13 protein-coding genes are annotated in these 17,193 nt (G+C 67.3%); 8 read left to right on the top strand and 5 right to left on the bottom strand.

Annotation, left to right across the window (positions count from 1 at the left end; translation table 11 throughout):
- Nucleotides 1-308: 308 nt before the first annotated feature.
- The 7 genes from clpB to O5I81_RS17050 all read left to right on the top strand — a co-directional run bounded on the left by clpB (nt 309) and on the right by O5I81_RS17050 (nt 6,587).
- Complete coding sequence (gene clpB / locus O5I81_RS17080) at nt 309-2,894, top strand: ATP-dependent chaperone ClpB (RefSeq protein WP_271066064.1); 2,586 nt, start codon at nt 309-311, stop codon at nt 2,892-2,894.
- Nucleotides 2,895-2,997: 103 nt separating this feature from the next.
- Nucleotides 2,998-3,825: a hypothetical protein gene (locus tag O5I81_RS17075; protein ID WP_271066063.1), complete on the top strand. Its 828-nt coding sequence runs from the start codon at nt 2,998-3,000 to the stop codon at nt 3,823-3,825.
- Nucleotides 3,818-4,279 carry a hypothetical protein gene (locus tag O5I81_RS17070; RefSeq protein ID WP_271066062.1) on the top strand — a complete coding sequence of 154 codons (462 nt, stop codon included), beginning with the start codon at nt 3,818-3,820 and terminating at the stop codon, nt 4,277-4,279. Before O5I81_RS17075 ends, O5I81_RS17070 begins: the two co-directional genes overlap by 8 nt.
- Before the next feature lie 125 nt (nt 4,280-4,404).
- Nucleotides 4,405-5,187, top strand: a complete 783-nt coding sequence (locus tag O5I81_RS17065) for a DUF3883 domain-containing protein (protein WP_271066061.1) — start codon at nt 4,405-4,407, stop codon at nt 5,185-5,187.
- The gene (locus O5I81_RS17060; RefSeq protein WP_271066060.1) at nt 5,184-5,648 is read left to right on the top strand and encodes a hypothetical protein; all 465 of its coding nucleotides are present in this window, start codon (nt 5,184-5,186) and stop codon (nt 5,646-5,648) included. Before O5I81_RS17065 ends, O5I81_RS17060 begins: the two co-directional genes overlap by 4 nt.
- Nucleotides 5,645-6,001 carry a hypothetical protein gene (locus O5I81_RS17055; RefSeq protein WP_271066059.1) on the top strand — a complete coding sequence of 119 codons (357 nt, stop codon included), beginning with the start codon at nt 5,645-5,647 and terminating at the stop codon, nt 5,999-6,001. The genes O5I81_RS17060 and O5I81_RS17055 overlap by 4 nt, the downstream gene beginning before the upstream one ends.
- Before the next feature lie 13 nt (nt 6,002-6,014).
- Entirely contained in the window at nt 6,015-6,587 is a 573-nt protein-coding gene (locus O5I81_RS17050; protein ID WP_271066058.1) for a hypothetical protein, read from the top strand.
- A gap of 162 nt (nt 6,588-6,749) precedes the next feature.
- On the opposite strand, the gene O5I81_RS17045 is transcribed toward O5I81_RS17050, so the two are convergent.
- Nucleotides 6,750-8,924, bottom strand: coding sequence for a prolyl oligopeptidase family serine peptidase (locus O5I81_RS17045; RefSeq protein WP_271066057.1), 2,175 nt, complete (start codon nt 8,922-8,924; stop codon nt 6,750-6,752).
- Between the two features lie 355 nt (nt 8,925-9,279).
- Complete coding sequence (locus O5I81_RS17040) at nt 9,280-9,702, bottom strand: hypothetical protein (protein ID WP_271066056.1); 423 nt, start codon at nt 9,700-9,702, stop codon at nt 9,280-9,282.
- 69 nt (nt 9,703-9,771) lie between these two features.
- Between O5I81_RS17040 and O5I81_RS17035 the strand changes: the two genes are divergently transcribed.
- A complete protein-coding gene (locus O5I81_RS17035) occupies nt 9,772-11,334 on the top strand; it encodes an AMP-binding protein (RefSeq protein ID WP_271066055.1) in 1,563 nt (520 codons plus the stop codon).
- On the opposite strand, the gene O5I81_RS17030 is transcribed toward O5I81_RS17035, so the two are convergent.
- The 3 genes from O5I81_RS17030 to O5I81_RS17020 form a co-directional block, all read right to left on the bottom strand.
- Complete coding sequence (locus tag O5I81_RS17030) at nt 11,335-11,541, bottom strand: DUF4926 domain-containing protein (RefSeq protein WP_271066054.1); 207 nt, start codon at nt 11,539-11,541, stop codon at nt 11,335-11,337.
- Nucleotides 11,541-13,352: a translation elongation factor 4 gene (gene lepA, locus O5I81_RS17025; RefSeq protein WP_271066053.1), complete on the bottom strand. Its 1,812-nt coding sequence runs from the start codon at nt 13,350-13,352 to the stop codon at nt 11,541-11,543. The genes O5I81_RS17030 and lepA overlap by 1 nt, the downstream gene beginning before the upstream one ends.
- Nucleotides 13,353-13,442: 90 nt before the next feature.
- Nucleotides 13,443-17,123 (bottom strand): M10 family metallopeptidase C-terminal domain-containing protein, encoded by a 3,681-nt coding sequence (locus O5I81_RS17020; RefSeq protein WP_271066052.1) that lies wholly within the window; start codon nt 17,121-17,123, stop codon nt 13,443-13,445.
- Nucleotides 17,124-17,193 lie beyond the last annotated feature (70 nt).

Raw genomic sequence — 17,193 nt, 5'->3', positions numbered from 1 at the left:
CCGACTCAGGGCCGGTGGTGGAGGGGGCAGCGCCGGCGACCGGTGATGACCCTGAACACCGTCATCGCCGCTCGCGCCAGAACGCGGCCAGCCCCATCCGCCGGCGCTGCCCCCTCCACCCCCGCCGCTAAGTCGCGGCGGCGGTCCCCCTCCCCCGCCGCTTCGCGCCGGAGGAGGATCTATTCGCCCGTCCCCAACAATTTGATCCATGTCCTTGTGTGGCTCATTCGCCACACTTATCTGTGGCTCACGCCGGTTGTGCTCCTTCGAGGCAACGGGCCAACTCCGCCGCTACAGGGGATACCGCCTTGAACATCGACCTCTACTCCGACCGCGCCAAACAGGCCGTGCAGTCCGCCCAGTCGCTGGCCCTGGCCCGCCGCCACCAGCACCTCACCCCCGACCATCTGCTGAAAGTCCTGCTTGAGGAAAAGGACGGCCTCTCCCGCGCCCTGATCCAGAGCGCCGGCGGCAAGCCCGACGTCGCCGACCAGGCGGTCGAGGCCAACCTCGCCAAAATGCCCAAGGTCGAGGGCGGCAGCGGCCAGCTCTACATGAAGCCGGAGACCGCCCGCGTCTTCGCCGCCGCCGAAGAGGGCGCCAAGGCCGCCGGCGACAGCTTCGTCACCACCGAACGCCTGCTGATCGCGATCGCCAAGGAGGGCGCCGACGCCGCCACGGCGCTGAAGGCCGCCGGCGCAGACGAGAAAAAGCTGAGCAAGGCCGCCGACGAGCTGCGCAAGGGCCGCACCGCCGACAGCGCCAGCGCCGAGGAAGGCTACGACGCCCTCAAGCGCTACGCCCGCGACCTGACCCAGGCCGCCCGCGACCAGAAGCTCGACCCGGTCATCGGCCGCGACGAGGAGATCCGCCGCACCATCCAGGTGCTGGCCCGCCGCACCAAGAACAACCCCGTCCTCATCGGCGAACCCGGCGTCGGCAAGACCGCCATCGTCGAAGGCCTGGCCATCCGCATGGTCAACGGCGACGTCCCCGAAAGCCTGAAGGACAAGAAGCTCCTCAGCCTCGACATGGGCGCCCTGATCGCCGGCGCGAAATACCGCGGCGAATTCGAGGAACGGCTGAAGGCCGTGCTCAACGAGGTCACCGCGGCCGAGGGCGGCATCGTCCTCTTCATCGACGAGATGCACACCCTGGTCGGGGCCGGCAAGGCCGACGGCGCCATGGATGCCTCCAACCTGCTCAAACCCGCCTTGGCGCGGGGCGAACTGCACTGCGTCGGCGCCACCACGCTGGATGAATACCGCAAGCACGTCGAGAAGGACGCGGCGCTCGCCCGCCGCTTCCAGCCGGTCTTCGTGGAGGAGCCGACGGTCGAGGACACCGTCTCCATCCTGCGCGGCCTGAAGGAGAAGTACGAGCTGCACCACGGCGTGCGGATCACCGACGGCGCCATCGTCGCCGCCGCCACCCTGTCGAACCGCTACATCACCGACCGCTTCCTGCCCGACAAGGCCATCGACCTGATGGACGAGGCCGGCAGCCGCGTGCGCATGGCCGTCGACAGCAAGCCCGAGGAGCTGGACGAGATCGACCGCCGCCTGGTGCAGCTGAAGATCGAGCGCGTCGCCCTGCAGAAGGAGACGGACAACGCCTCCAAGGCCCGCCTGGAGAACCTGGAGGTCGAGATCGACGACCTGCAACACCGCTCCGACGAAATGACCGCCAAATGGAAGGCCGAGAAGGACATGCGCGGGGCCGAGGCTCAGTCGCGCGAAGCCCTCGAACGCCTGAAGGCCGAGCTGATCGCCGCCCAGCGCCGCGGCGACCTGCAACGCGCCTCGGAGATCGCCTATGGCGAAATCCCCGCCCTCGAAAAACGCCTGGCCGAGGAAGAGGCCAAGGACGCGGCCCAACCCGACGTCGCCCCCGAGGTCGTCGACGACGCCCAGATCGCCGCCGTGGTCAGCCGCTGGACCGGCGTTCCGGTCGAGAAGATGCTGGAGGGCGAGCGCGAGAAGCTGCTGAAGATGGAGGACGGCCTGCGCGGCCGCGTCGTCGGCCAGGAGGAGGCTTTGGTCGCCGTCTCCGACGCCGTCCGCCGGGCCCGCGCCGGCCTCAAGGATCCGCAACGCCCGATCGGCAGCTTCCTGTTCCTCGGCCCCACGGGCGTCGGCAAGACCGAGCTGACCAAGGCCCTGGCCGAATACCTGTTCACCGACGAGGCGGCGGTCACCCGCCTCGACATGAGCGAGTACATGGAAAAGCACAGCGTCAGCCGCATGATCGGCGCGCCTCCCGGCTACGTCGGCTACGACGAGGGCGGCGCCCTGACCGAAAGTGTCCGCCGCCGGCCCTACCAGGTCGTGCTGTTCGACGAGATCGAAAAGGCCCACCCGGACGTCTTCAACGTGCTGCTGCAGGTGCTCGATGACGGCCGGCTGACCGACGGCCAGGGCCGCACGGTCGACTTCCGCAACACCCTGATCATCATGACCTCGAACATGGGCGCCGAGTACCTGGCGAACCAGGCCGAGGGCGAGGACACCGAAGCGGTGCGCCCGCAGGTGATGGACGTCGTCCGCCGCAACTTCCGCCCCGAGTTCCTCAACCGCATCGACGAGATCATCCTCTTCAAGCGGCTGGCCCGGGCCGACATGGGCAGCATCGTCCGCATCCAGCTGGCCCGGGTGGAAAAGCTGCTGGCCGACCGGCGCATGGCCATCGCCCTCGACGACGGCGCCCTGCACTGGCTGGCGGAGAAAGGCTACGACCCGGTGTACGGGGCGCGGCCGCTGAAGCGGGTGATCCAGAAGGACCTCGTGGACCCGATTGCGAAGAAGCTCCTGGCCGGCGAGCTGGAGGACGGCAGCGTCATCCAGGTGCGGGCCGGGGAGGGCGCGCTGGAGATCGGGAAGGCGCGGGTGCACTGAGGCCAACGGTCAACAAAGCTGCTTGGCCACTACTCTAGCGTTGCGTTCTTGCCGGTCGCCGCGCAAGGTCGCAACCAGAGGGGGAGCTAAGTTGAATTTAGAAATGATGCGGCTGTCGCTTTGGCCACTGGGCAATATGGCGGCACCAGAAGCTATCGTAAGCGGCAAGCCGCTTTCACGCGAGACTTGGCTTCGCGACGTCTTCGGAAGGTCGATTGAATTCGACTATAAGGGCCGGAAGTATCACTTCGTCCCCACGCTGGATGAAATCCCAGCCCCGTTTGTCGCGGGCCGGATCGGTCTTCTCAGTAGGGTTCTGGAAAATGAGCCTCCAGATCACGGGCTCGAAGACACCGTTAGAGACCGCTGGAAGGCGGTAGCTGTGCTGCTTGACCCTCGAGCTCATGAGGACGGCCAAAAGGTGGCAGTGGAGTTTGGGACTGGAGTGGCCAAGCCATTTCCGATCTTCAGTTCTCTGATCCGTCACATAAACGGGCAATTGGGACCCTACGCCATCGAGGTGAAGCCAATCACGGCCGCCAGTAGCTTTTGGGACTTCGTGCAGAAGAACGAGGGACAGGTCGTTTCTGTCACATTCGAGTTCTTGGCCCCGAACATGTTCGGAATCGTGGACGACATGGATAAGGAGGCCAATGATCTAAAGAAGTATGAGAATGCGAAAAGCGCATCTCTAAAGATTGAGAGCAATGAAGGCTTGAATTTGCACACCAAGAGGGTGGAGCAAACGGTAAACTATACCACTCGCGGGGGTGGGAATATCAAAGCGCGGGCAAGGCACGATGATTTCAATTCCGACCGGACGGCGACACGTGTTAGGGTTCCGGAGGATCCTATTGGTGAGGCAGAAACGCCTGTGTCTTTGAGATCGCGAATTGCTCGCGCGCTAAGATATGTTTTCCTAAATGACTAGGACGATCGCCTATTGCTGTTTGGTAGTTTTCGTTGGCGTCGTTTGTGTCGCCTCACTAGTTTCACCTGACATCCTCTCCGACCGAAATTTGTTCCTTAAGAATTTCGTCAACCATGAACTCCTAGCTATCCTTTCGGTAATTGTATCGATTACACTTGCGTCGACTTCCGCCCTGCATCTTGAGTTGAACAAAATAGAGGAGCGTCGGGGGCGGCGTGGATTCCAAAAGACGCGAGCAGGAATTAGGCAGGCGGCCTATTTTTTAATACTTCTTCTGTCTCTCGCTGTGTGCCTGGTGTTCTTGAAGGCGGGCCTGAATCCGCCTGTTCCTTGGCAAGCGTTTTTCAACGGCATGGCGTTGTTTTTGCTGTTTTGGAATGTCCTTATTCTAATCTCTATCACGCAAGCTGTTTTCGCCATTGCACCAGACATCCCAGACGATGACGCCAGCTGACACGGCAAAGCCGGCTGTGATCCGGCTTGGCAGCGGGTGAGTAAAAAGAGCTGCGAACTCCCGCCCCCCCCAACTCCCCCTGGCGCGACGACGAACTCGACCTGATCGTCGCCGAGTACTTCGCCATGCTCGCGCTGGAGCAGTCCGGCGCTCCCTACGTCAAAGCCCGCCACGCCGAACGCCTCATGGCCCTGACCGGCCGCTCGCACCGCTCCGTCGAGTTCAAGTTCATGAACATCTCGGCGGTACTGGAGCAGGAGCTGGCCCTGCCGCGCATTCGCGGCTACCGGCCGATGGACAACTACCAGGCCGCCATCTTCCCGGCCATCGAGCGCTACCTGACCGCCAACCCCGCCGTGCTGGCCGCCGCCCAGGCTCCCGCCGCCTCCGACTGGCCGCAGGCGGCGGAAGCCCCCATCCTGTTCGTCGAGCCCCCGCCGCCCCTGCTGCTCCACCCCCGCAAGCCCCGCCCCGAGGGCCTGGAGCGGCTGGTCCGCAAGTTCGACCCCGTGGAGCGCGACTTCCGCAACCGCGCGCTCGGCCGGGCCGGGGAGGAACTGGTGCTGCACGCCGAGCGCCGCCGGCTGGCCGACCACGGCGCCCACGGCCTCGCCGACGCCGTCCGCTGGGTGGCCGATGTCGACGGCGACGGGGCGGGCTACGACATCCTCTCCTTCGAGCCGGACGGCCGCCGCCGCCTTATCGAGGTCAAGACCACCACCGGCGTCGCCACCACCCCCTTCTTCCTGACCCGCAACGAAGAGGCTTTCGCCCGCGAGCAGGCCGATGAGTTCCGCCTCGCCCGGGTCTATGACTTCACGCGCGGCCCCCGTATGTTCGAGCTGACGCCGCCGCTGGAGGGGGCGGTGCGGCTGGAGACCGAGACGTGGCGAGCGAGCTTTAGGTGAGCGGGCCCTGGAGCAAACTGAAGTCGCGGGTCGAGGACCTGTGGGTCCCCAAACTCGGGCTGGCCATTCACGCCACGCGCTATAAGGCCCAGCATCACAACGGCGCGCCGGAAGGCCATTCGCGTCACTGGATCCGGCTGAACAAGACCATCATCTGGGACTTTCCCGGTCAGTTCCTGCCGGATCGGCCGAGCCGTGGCGCGCCGCTCTATGGCGTCAATATCGCCAATCCCAACGGCGGCTACAGGATCGGCAACCTCCTCCGCGACTACCTCGACCGGGACCGGGACCGCCTGTTCGAACCCTTCGAGAATGACGGCTGGGAACTGACCGACATCCTGCGCGCCGCCGACCGGCGGGTTGGCCGTGAGAGGCTTCTGGCCTGGGCCGAGACGACGGACGAGGCGCACCCCGCGCTGGCGGTGCTGCGTGCGCGGTTTGGCTTGGAGGCGGCACCATGACCAACGTTGCCGTGGTCGTGCCGCCGGTCTTCCTGATCGGCTTCGTCGCCTTCGCGGTGCTGACCGCCCTGGCCCTGATCCTGTCCGTCGTGATGATGGCCCAGGTCGACAAGATCCCGGGTAGCCTGGGCCTGCCCCGGCGCCTGCGCTGGGGCCTGTGGCAGCCGGAGCATCGCGGGGTCACCGTCGGCCAGATGATCTATCGCGTGCGGTTCGACGCCGAACGCCATCCCGGCGTGGTCCGGCTGCAGACCGCCCTGCGCATCATCCACGCCGCCGTCGCGGTCCTGGTCCTGGCCTTCCTGGCCTGGCAATTTTACGCCGCCTTCACCGCCCCGGCCGCCCCTAGCTGACCGCGAGGACCCCATGCCCAGCCGCCTGATCCCCCTCACCCTGGCTATCGCCACCCTGGCCCTGGCCGCCTTCGCCCCGGCCGGCCAGCCGGACCCCAAGCGCAAGCCCAACCTCCTCACCCCCGACATCGACTTCGCCATGAAGGAGCTCTGCTTTCCCTGGGTGAAGGGCGAGGGGACCGTCGAGGCGCTGACCGACCGGCAGGGCATCGTCGAGAACAGGGGCGGGGCCGGCTTCTCGGGCGGAGCGCGGGTCTGGTGGGTGGGCAGCGCCCGGCTGGACGTCATCCTGGGCGAGACCCCCACTGGCCACCGCAGCTGCACGGTGCGCGCCACCGCCGGCGACCCGGCCAAGCTGCGCGCGGCGCTGGACGCGGCCATGGCCGGCTGGCGGGTCCCCCTGACCCCGTCGGTCCACCGCTTCAGGGCCGGGGCCTATGCCAGCCGCGACGTGCTGTGCGCGCCAAAGGATGGGCCGCAGGACAGCCTGATGATCAGCACCGGTGGGCCCCGCGCCCCCGTGCCGCTGATGCTCACCCTGATGACCGGAGAGGCCCGCGACCGGCGGTGTGATGCGGCCGAGTGAGGTGGGGCAGTTCCTCCCCCACCGGGGGAGGTGGCAGCGGCGAAGCCGCTGACGGAGGGGGTCACCGCTCACGTCGGCGGGTAAACCTCTCGAAGCTGAACCGCCGGTGGGGACCCCCTCCACCACGCTTCGCGCGGTCCCCCTCCCCCGATGGGGGAGGATCTATTTCACCTGATACCGCCCATCCCCCGACTGCCAGAAGATGAAGGCAAACGCGTCCGCATACTCGTTGTCCGCCTGCGTCCGCGTCGAGCCAATCCCGTGCCCGGCCTCGAACTCCACCCGCAGCAGCACCGGCTTGCCTGAGGATGACGCCACCCGCACCCGCTCGCTGATCTTCGCCCCCTGCCACGGCGGCACCCGCGGGTCGGTCATCCCCGCAGTGGCCAGCAGGGCGGGGTACATCTCCCCGTCCTTGACGCGGTAATAGCCGTCCATCCCGGCCAGGGCCTTGAAGCCCTCCTCCGTGGCCGGATCGCCGAACTCGTCGAAGTTAGCCGGGCCGCCGGGGGTGAAACTCATGCGGTAGGTGTTGCTGCTGCCGACCCGGTTATAGACCACCGCCCACAGGTCGGGCCGCTCGGTCAGGCAGTTGGTGGCCATGATGCCGCCGGCGCTGGTGCCCTCGACGCTGATCTTGCCGGCTTTCGTCCAGCCCTCCTTGATCAGGTATTCGGCGCTGTCGATCACGTCGCGCCAGGTGTTGGCCTTGGTCGCCTTCTGGCCGGCCAGGTGCCACTCGCGGCCATATTCCCCGCCGCCCCGGGCATGCACCGTCACCAGGATGCCGCCCTGCTCGACGAAGGGCAGCAGGCGCGGGCTGAAATAGGGATCGGAATTGATGCCGTAGGAGCCGTAGGCGTCGAGCATGACGACGTTGTCGCCGCTCTTCTTCGCGTCCGCCCGGTGCACGACGGTCAGCGGGACCTTTGTCCCGTCCCGCGCCGTGGCGAACATCCGCGTCTGGCGGAAGCCCGACAGGTCATAGGGCGGCGGCGTGGTCAGTTTGGTATCCACCGCCTTGCCGTCGGCCCCGACGCGATAGATGGCCGGCGGGGTGACATAGTTCTCGCTGGCGACGAACAGGCCCTCGGCCATCGGATCATTGAACAGGGGCGTCACCGTGCCCTCGATGGGCAGGGCGACCTCGACCAGCCTGCCGTCGGTCTGCAGCAGCCGCACCCGGCCGACCCCGCCGTCCATTTCGGTGATGTAGAGGCCTTCCTTCGCCGCCCCCAGGTTCTGGATGACCCGGCTTCCCTGCGGCACGACCACCTTGGCGGTCTTCAGGTCCGGCGCGCCGGCGTTGACCTTGATGACCCTGTAGCGGGGCGCGTCCTTGAAGGTCAGCAGGTAGAGATCGTCACCCTGCAGCGAGCCGTTGACGACATAGTCGGAGGCCTTGCAGACCTCGGTCCACTTCGGCTTGCCGGCCGCCAGGTCCGACACCGGGGCGATCCACATCCGGGTCTCCGGCGCCACGCCGGGGCTCAGCACGCCCAGCGCCCACTTCGACCCGCCTTGCGTGATGATGAAGGGGAACTCCTTGTCGGCGACCACCAGGTCCGACTGATAGCCCCCGCCGAACACCAGGGTATCGGTCTTCGGATCGGTCCCCAGCCGGTGCAGCAGGCAGCGGCTGCGCAGGAAGTATTCGGGATCGGACGGCGGCAGGCCCTCCTTGCCCAGCTGGTTGTAGGTGAACCCCGAGCCGTCGGGCAGCCAGGCGGGGCTGGCGTACTGGGCGCGCGGGATCCGCTCGGGCAGCACCTTGCCGGTCGCCACCTCCATCACATGGATGACGCTATCCTCGCTGCCGGCCTTGCTGATGCCGTAGACCAGACGCCTGCCGTCGTCGGACGGCTTCCACCAGTCGAGCGAGATATGGACCCCGTCCTGCTTTTCGGTGTTGGGATCGATCAGCACCCGGGGCGCGCCGGTCATCCCCTCGCGCACCACCAGCCGATAGCTGTTGGCCCCCACGGGCCGCTCATAGAGGAAGACGTAAGGCCCGGCGACGGCCAGCCCCCGCGTCGCCGCCATCTCGCCGGTCAGCTCGGCGATGCGCCTGGCCAGGGCGTCGCGCCCCGGAATGGCGTCGAACACCGACCGGGCATAGGCGTTCTGGGCCGTCATGTAGGGCGCCCAGTCCGGATCCTTTTCCCGCGACTCCATCCAGCGATAGGGGTCGGTCAGGCTGATGCCGAAGGCGGTGTCGGTCGCCGGGGTCAGCTTGGCCGGCGGCGGCTTTGGCAGGATGGAGGCGACGGCCTTCAGCGGCAGAAGCGCGAGCGCGGAAGCGGCGGCCAGCAGGCCCCGGCGGGAGAGGGCGGTCATGATCGAAGAGTCCCCAGGACGACAGCGTTGGCTGATCGTGGTTCAGCCAAACCGGACTGGCAAGCCCCTACGGATGGCAAAAAATATCAATAAAATCAAATGACTGATCAATATGTCTAGACATATTCACCGCTGTTTTCGGCGCGTCGGGCCGCCGTGCCGGACCCCGTAGGTCCACCCTGCCTCAATCGCACCCACATTCCCCGACGCCGTGCCTACGCGGCGCCTACGCCGGTATCTACATCCGGCGACATCGCGCCTACGGGAAAGCCACGCAAAAACAGCGACTTGGACAAAAGGGGGCGCCTGGTCCCCGGCGCAGCCTGTATAATGGTAGGCCGCTTCGATAAGGCCTTCAGAGCCCCGGCCGCGAGTAGTCGATCAGCCCCGGCCCGAACACGCTGGCCACCACCACCGGCCGCCGGTCGCTGATGTCCTCGTCCGGCAGCTCGTCGATCTCTTCCGGGTACTTGAGCTCCACCCGGAAGCCGCCGTCCTCGATGACATAGGCCATGGTCGCCCACTCGCCGGCCGGATCGACCTGCCGGGCGGCGTCCCAATAGGCCTCGATGATGCTCTCCAGCATCGGCGGGCACAGGCGATAGCGGATGTCGTCGGGGTGCTCCGGGTCGTCGAAGAACAGGTCGGCGGTCAGGCCGTCGGCGTCCATCTCGGCGTAAACGAGCAGGCGGGTGGCCGTCTCGTCGGCGGCCTCAAGGGCCAGGCGGCCGATTTCCTGGTGGTAGGGCTCGAGCAGTTCGGCGTCTTCGGGGGTCATGGGCCGCCTTCTAGCGCAGGTTCGCCGCTGACGCGACGGCGCCCTTTACCAACCGGTGGGAGGACCGCCATGTTCTACGCCATGACCGCTCCCAGACCCCTGACGCCCTTCGAGGGCATGGATATCCGCAGCCTGATCGACGCCCGCGCCGCCTGGCGCGGCGACCACCCGTTCCTGGTCTGGGAGCCCTTCGAGGGCGAGGGGCGGACCTGGTCCTACGCCCAGTTCGCCGACGCCGTGCGCCGGCTGGCCGCCGGGCTGCAGGCGCGGGGGGTGAAGGTCGGCGACCGGGTGCTGGTGCATCTGGAAAACTGCCCGGAGTCGGTGATCAGCTGGCTGGGCTGCGCCTACGCCGGCGCCGTGCCGGTGACCACCAATACCAAGTCGAGCCTGGATGAGGTCCGCTATTTCGCGCAGCACAGCGGCGCGGTCGGGGCGATCACTCAGCCGATGCTGGCCGCCCTGGTGCGCGAGGCGGCGCCGCAACTGGGCTGGATTGTGGTCACCGACAATGACAGCGGCCAGCCGGCCTCGGCCGAGGGATTCGAGGCCTTCGCGGGGCTGGACGCCGACCCGGCTGCGCTGGCCGACCGCCCCCACGACCCCTGGGCCCATTTCGGTATCCAGTACACCAGCGGCACCACGGCGCGGCCCAAGGCAGTGCTCTGGACCCACGCCAACGCCCTGTGGGGCGGCCGCATGTGCGCCCAGAACGAAGGGCTGGTCCCCGAGGACGTCCACCTCGTCTACCTGCCGCTGTTCCACACCAACGCCCAGGTCTATTCGGTGCTGGCCGCCTTCTGGGCCGGCTGCACGGCGGTGCTGATGCCGAAATTCTCGGCCAGCCGCTTCTGGCCCGTGTCGCTCAAACACGGCTGTACCTGGACCTCGATGGTCCCCTTCTGCCTGAAGGCCATCGCCGGCCATCCCGTGCCCAAACACAGCTACCGAAACTTCGGCAACGGCATCTGCGACCCGGCCACCGACAAGCTGTTCGGGGTCAAGACCGTCGGCTGGTGGGGCATGACCGAGACCATGACCCACGGCACCGTCGGCTCGCCCACCGCCCCCGACGCCCCGATGTCGATGGGCCGGCCCTCACCGGCCTACGCCATCCATGTGCTGGACGATGAGGGGCAGCCCGTCGCCGTCGGCGAAACGGGGGACCTTCTGGTCGGCGGCATCCGGGGGGTGTCGCTGTTCCTGGAGTACGCCTCCGATCCGGAAGCCACCGCCAAGGCCTTCACCGAAGACGGCCTGTTCATCACCGGAGACCGCGTCCGGGTGGCTGAGGACGGCTACCTCTATTTCGCCGACCGCTCCAAGGACATGCTCAAGGTCGGCGGCGAGAACGTCGCGGCTTCGGAAATCGAGCGTGTCGTGGCGTCGGTGCCGGGCGTCGGCGAGGTGGCCGTTGTCGCCAAGCGCCACCCGATGCTGGACGAGGTCCCGGTCGCCTTCGTCATCGCCCCCGGCGGCACGGACGGGCTGGAGGCAGCGATCCTGTCGGCCTGCAAGGACCAGCTGGCCAGCTTCAAGCAGCCGCACGAGGTGCGGTTCGTCGACAGCTTCCCGCGCGCCACCCTGGAGAAGGTGGCCAAGAACGAACTGCGCAAGCTGCTGGAGGCCTGATCAGTCCAGCCCGAACTGGGAGGCGTCGAGGTCGATCAGTTGGCCGTCGGCCGTCCCGCCCTCCGGCCGCTCGATCTCGATTGTGTAGCGAAGACGGCCGTCGTCGGCGCGGGTGATGGCGACGATCGTGCCGACATCCCCGGCCTGCAGGCCCGCCAAAGGAACGTCGACGAGCAGAGTCACGCCGTCGAGCTCCTGAGGCAGCATCAGTTATCGTCCATCTTCAGGGCGGCGATGAAGGCTTCCTGCGGGATCTCGACCTTGCCGAACTGGCGCATGCGCTTCTTGCCGGCCTTCTGCTTGTCCAGGAGCTTGCGCTTGCGCGAGGCGTCGCCGCCGTAGCACTTGGCCGTCACGTCCTTGCGCAGGGCCCGCACGGTTTCCCGGGCGATGATCCGGCCGCCAATGGCCGCCTGGATCGGGATGACGAACATGTGGGGCGGGATCAGCTCCTTCATCTTCTCGACCATGCCCCGGCCGCGCTGCTCGGCCCGGTCGCGGTGGACCAGCATGGAAAGGGCGTCGACCGGCTCGGCGTTGACCAGGATCTGCATCTTCACGAGGTCGCCGACGCGGTAGCCCTCGATCTGGTAATCGAAGCTGGCGTAGCCCTTGGAGATGGATTTCAGGCGGTCGTAGAAGTCGAAGACCACCTCGTTGAGCGGCAGATCGTAGACCAGCAGGGCCCGGCTGCCGACATAGGACAGTTCCCGCTGTTGCCCGCGGCGATCCTGGCAGAGCTTGATGACGCCGCCGAGGTATTCGTCGGGGGTCAGGATCGTCGCCTTGATCCACGGCTCGCTGATGGTGTCGATCTTGACCGGGTCCGGCAGGTCGGCCGGGTTGTGCAGCTCGATCTCGCCGCCGTCGTGCATCAGGCCGATCTTGTAAACGACGCTCGGCGCCGTCGCGATCAGGTCGAGGTCGAACTCTCTGGAGAGCCGCTCCTGGATGATTTCCAGGTGCAGCAGGCCGAGGAAGCCGCAGCGGAAGCCGAAGCCGAGCGCGGCGCTGGTTTCCATCTCGTAGCTGAAGCTGGCGTCGTTCAGCCGCAGACGGCCGATGGCGGCGCGCAGGTCCTCGAAGTCGGCGGCGTCAACCGGGAACAGGCCGCAGAACACGACCGGCTGCACTTCCTTGAAGCCCGTGAGGGCCTGGGCGGTGGGCTTCTTCTCGTCGGTGATGGTGTCGCCGACGGCGGCGTCGGCGACTTCCTTGATCTGGGCGGTGAAGAAGCCGACCTCGCCCGGGCCGAGGCTGTCGACCGGCGTGTTCTTGGGCTGGAAGACCCCGACCCGGTCGACCAGGTGGGTCTTTCCGGCGTTCATCATCTTGATCCGCTGGCCGGCCTTCAGGCTGCCGTCGAAGATGCGGACCAGAACGATGACGCCCAGGTAGGCATCATACCAGGCATCGACCAGCAGGGCCTTGAGCGGCGCGTTGGGGTCGCCCTTGGGGGCGGGCAGGCGGGTGACGATGGCTTCCAGCACGTCGTCGATGCCGACGCCGCTCTTGGCGCTGCACAGCACGGCGTCGGATGCGTCGAGGCCGATGACGTCCTCGATCTGCTGGCGGATGCGGTCGGGCTCGGCGGCCGGCAGGTCGATCTTGTTGAGGACCGGCACGATCTCGTGGTTGTTGTCGATCGCCTGGTAGACGTTGGCCAGGGTCTGGGCCTCGACGCCCTGGCTGGCGTCGACCACCAGGATCGAGCCTTCGCAGGCGGCCAGGCAACGGCTGACTTCATAGGCGAAGTCGACGTGGCCGGGCGTGTCCATCAGGTTCAGGACATAGGTTTCCCCGTCCTTGGCCTTGTAGTTGAGGCGCACGGTCTGCGCCTTGATGGTGATGCCGCGCTCCTTCTCGATGTCCATATTGTCGAGGACCTGCTCGGTCATCTCGCGCGCGGTCAGGCCGCCCGTCTGCTGGATGAGGCGGTCAGAGAGGGTGCTCTTGCCGTGGTCGATGTGGGCCACGATGGAGAAGTTGCGGATCTTGTCGATAGGCGGGGTGGTCATGGTGGGGCGCGTCTAGCACAGATCGGGGCAAGTGCGAGCCTTCCACGCCACGCCGACCCGCCGGGTCGACGTGGCGTGGGATGACGGCGGCTAGAGAATCCAGCCGCTGTTGATGTCGCCCGTCAGCTCGACCTGCATGTCGGCGGCGCTGTCGCCGTTCACGTCGAACGACAGCAGGGTGATGTTGGTCCCGCTGTCGTAGCTGCGCACCATCTGCCCCGCCGCGCCGCTGAAGGCGGAGACAAGGCTGAAGGCCTGGTCGCCGGCAGTGGCCGTGTCGGCGTCCACCAGGCTGACATCGAGGATGTCGCCCTGGGCGACATTGAAGTCGTTGATCCAGTCGCGGGTCGTCGATGTCGGCCCGCTGTCGCTGGCCACATAGATGATGAAGGTGTCAAGCCCGACGCCGCCGGTCATGATGTCCCGGCCGGCCCCGCCGTAGAAGGTGTCGTTGCCGCTGCCGCCGGAGATGCGGTCGTCGCCGTCGCCGCCCGACAGCCAGTCGTCGCCGGCGGCGGCGTTGATGTTGTCCTTGCCGGCCAGGCCGTAGATGGCCTCGGCCCCTGTGGTGCCCGGCAGGCTGTCGATTCCGGCGGTGCCGGTGATGACGCTCATGCCGGCCGGCGCCGTCGGTTCCGCCGGCGGAGGGGGTGGCGGGGGCGGCGGGGGCGGCGGAGGCGGCGGCAGGCCGAGGAAGCTGGCCTCGGTGACGGTCGAGGCCGCGACCCCGGTCAGGCGCAGGGTCACGCCGGTGGCGACGGTGACCAGGGTGTCGGCTCCGTCCTGGGCGATGGACTGGTAGCCGGCGAAGGCGGTCACATCGATCAGGTCGCTGCCCACGGTGAAGTCGGTGACCACATCGTCGCCGCCTCCCGCCGTGGCGACGAAACGGTCGGCCCCGGCCCCGCCGGTGAGGATGTCGCTCCCGGCCCCGCCGGTCAGGGCGTCGTCGCCGTCGCCGCCTTCCAGCAGGTCGTCGGCGTCGCCGCCGATCAGGAGGTCGGCGCCCTCGAGCCCCTGGATCTGGTCGCGGCCGGTCGTGCCGGTCAGGGTCTCGGCGGCGCTCGTCCCGGTCAGCAGGGTGTAGGTTGGCGGAGGGGGAGGCGGAGGCGGTGGTGGTGGAGGCGGCGGCGGCGGCGAACCGGTGACGAAGTCCGCCGCCGTCAGGTTGGACGCCGTGAAGTTGGTCAGGGTGATGTAGCCGCCGTCGGCGAAGCTGACCTTGGTGTTGGCGCTCAGCTGGATGATCGAGGTGTAGGCGCCATAGGCGCTGATGTCGATCAGGTCGATGCCGTCCTCGAAGTCGGCGATGGTGTTGGCCCCGTCGCCGGTCGAGAAGACGAACAGATCGCTCCCGGCCCCGCCGGTCAGGGTGTCCTGGCCGCCGGCGCCGACCAGGACGTCGTCACCGTCGCCGCCGTAGAGCTTGTCGTTGTTGAGGCCCCCCTCGATCCGGTCGTTGCCGCCCATGCCGTAGAGGCTGTCGTTGCCGTCCAGGCCGAGGATCAGTTCCCAACGGTCGTCGCCGGTGATGGTGTTGGCGCCCACCGTGCCGGTCAGGGTGCGGTCGAAGGTCCCTGGCGGCGGCGGCGGAGGAGGGGGCGGGGGCGGCGGAGGCGGCGGGGGAGGCGGCAGGCCGAGGAAGCTGGCGTCCGTCACCGTGCCGGCCGAGACGCCGACCAGGCGCAGGGTGACCCCGGTCGCCACGGTGACCAGGGTGTCGGCCCCGTCCTGGGCGATGGACTGGTAGCCTGCAAAGGCCGTGACATCGATCAGGTCGCTGCCAACCGTGAAGTCGCTGACCACATCGTCGCCGCTGCCGGCCGTGGCGACGAACTGGTCGGCGCCGGTCCCCCCGGTGAGGATGTCGCTGCCGGCCCCGCCGGTCAGCACGTCATCGCCGTCGCCGCCTTCCAGCAGGTCGTCGGCGTCGCCGCCGAGCAGGAGGTCGGCGCCGCCCAGGCCCTGGATCTGATCCCGGGCGGTCGTGCCGGTCAGGGTCTCGCCCGCGCCGGTGCCGGTCATCAAGGCATAAGTGGGCGGGGGTGGCGGCGGAGGCGGGGGCGGTGAGACGACGCCCAGGAAGTCGGCGACGGTGACAGTGTACCCGTTACTCAGGTCGAGCTGGAAGTCGGCGACGGCGTCGCCAGTATTGTCGATGAAGAGGTTGGTGGTTCCGCCGGTGGAGCCCGACCAGACGCTGAAGGCGGCGGCGGTGGTGGCGCTGAACAGCAGGGTCTGTTGGCCGGCGGTTGCGGCGTCGGCGTCGATGCCGCTGAAGTCGATCAGATCGCCGGCTTCGAAGTCGCTGATGGTGTCCCGGTAATAGTAACTGACCGTGCTGTCGGCGAGGGCGTAGACGAAGCGGTCGGCGCCGGCGCCGCCATATAGCCTGTCCGCGCCGGCGCCGCCGGTGAGGATGTCGGCGCCGTCCTCGCCGAACAGGTAATCGTCCAGGATGCCGCCGGACAGCTGATCATCGTCGGCGCCGCCATAAAGCCAGTCGAAGCCGGATTCTCCGAATAGCAGGTCCTGCCCGGCCCCGCCGTAGAGGGAGTCCTCGTCGTTGCCGCCGTAGAGGCTGTCGTTGCCCTCGCCGCCCTCAAGGCGGTCAGATCCTGCATTCCCGACCAGATAGTCGGCGCCGTCCAGGCCCTGAATCACCTCGCGCCGGGCGTCGCCGGCGAGGTAGTGAAGGCCGGTCGTATCGACCAGGGTGCGGTCGAACTGCATCAGGCCCCGGGTCGGCCCGGCGCGGACGAAGTTGAAGCTTGAGGCCGTCAGCACCGCGCCGTTGAGAAAGTCGATCTGGAAGTCGGCGACGGCGTCGCCGCTGTTGTCGATGAAGACGCTGCTCGTCGATCCGGCAACGGTCCAGACCGAATTCGCCGCCGCGGTCTCGCTGAACGCCAGCTGCTGGAAGCCGGTTTCGACGCTGTTGGCGTCGAACCAGGACAGATCGATGAGGTCCCCCATCGAGAAGTCGACGATACTGTCGCGGCCGGCGGCGGCGACGGTGCTGTCGGACAACAGATTATAGAAGAAGGTGTCGGAGCCCGCTCCGCCGGTCAGGCGGTCGGCGCCCTCATGGGAGTAAAAGCTGTCGGCGCCGTCCTCGCCAAACAGCAGGTCGTTGCCCGAACCGGCGGACAGGGAGTCGTTCCCCGCGCCGCCGTAGATCGTGTCGAGGCCTTCGTCGCCGGACACGGCGTCATCCCCGTCGCCGCCATAGAGATAGTCGTTGCCCGCATATCCGTTGACGAAGTCCGTTCCGGCGTCGCCATAGAGGGTGTCGCCCAGAAACCCTCCGCTGATCCGGTCATCTCCCGCGCGGCCGTACAGGATGTTCGAACCCGAACCGCCGATGAGGGTGTCGGAGTAGGTGGTGCCGGTCAGCTCGAAGTTCTCGACATTCTGGATACGGGCCCAGGGGGTGATGACGACGCCGTTCTCGATGGTCATCACGACGCCGCGCTCGAAAGTCTCCTCGGGCTCGAAGCTGGTCACGAAGGTATCGGTGCCGTCGCCGCCGTCGATGACGTCGGTCTCGCCGAAGAGATACCAGCTGATGATGCGGTCGTTGCCGGCGCCGCCGTTCATGGTGTCGGCGCCGACACCGCCGATCAGGGTGTCATCGCCGTCCCCGCCGTTCAGCGTGTCGTTGCCGCCCTCGCCATAGAGGGTGTCGTTGCCCCCCAGGCCATTGATGGTGTCCGCCGCCGAGGTGCCGTGGATGGTGTTGTACAGAATGTCGCCATTGATCGTGGCCATGGAATCACTCCCCCCTGAGGCGATCAGCTTGGCAGCGTGGCTGTGACAAGTTCAATCATGGACTGCAGAA

Source organism: Caulobacter sp. NIBR1757, assembly GCF_027912495.1.
Taxonomy (GTDB): Bacteria; Pseudomonadota; Alphaproteobacteria; order Caulobacterales; family Caulobacteraceae; genus Caulobacter.
The sequence above is the reverse complement of the archived record's forward strand: the minus strand, read 5'-3'. Positions and strand labels throughout refer to the sequence as shown.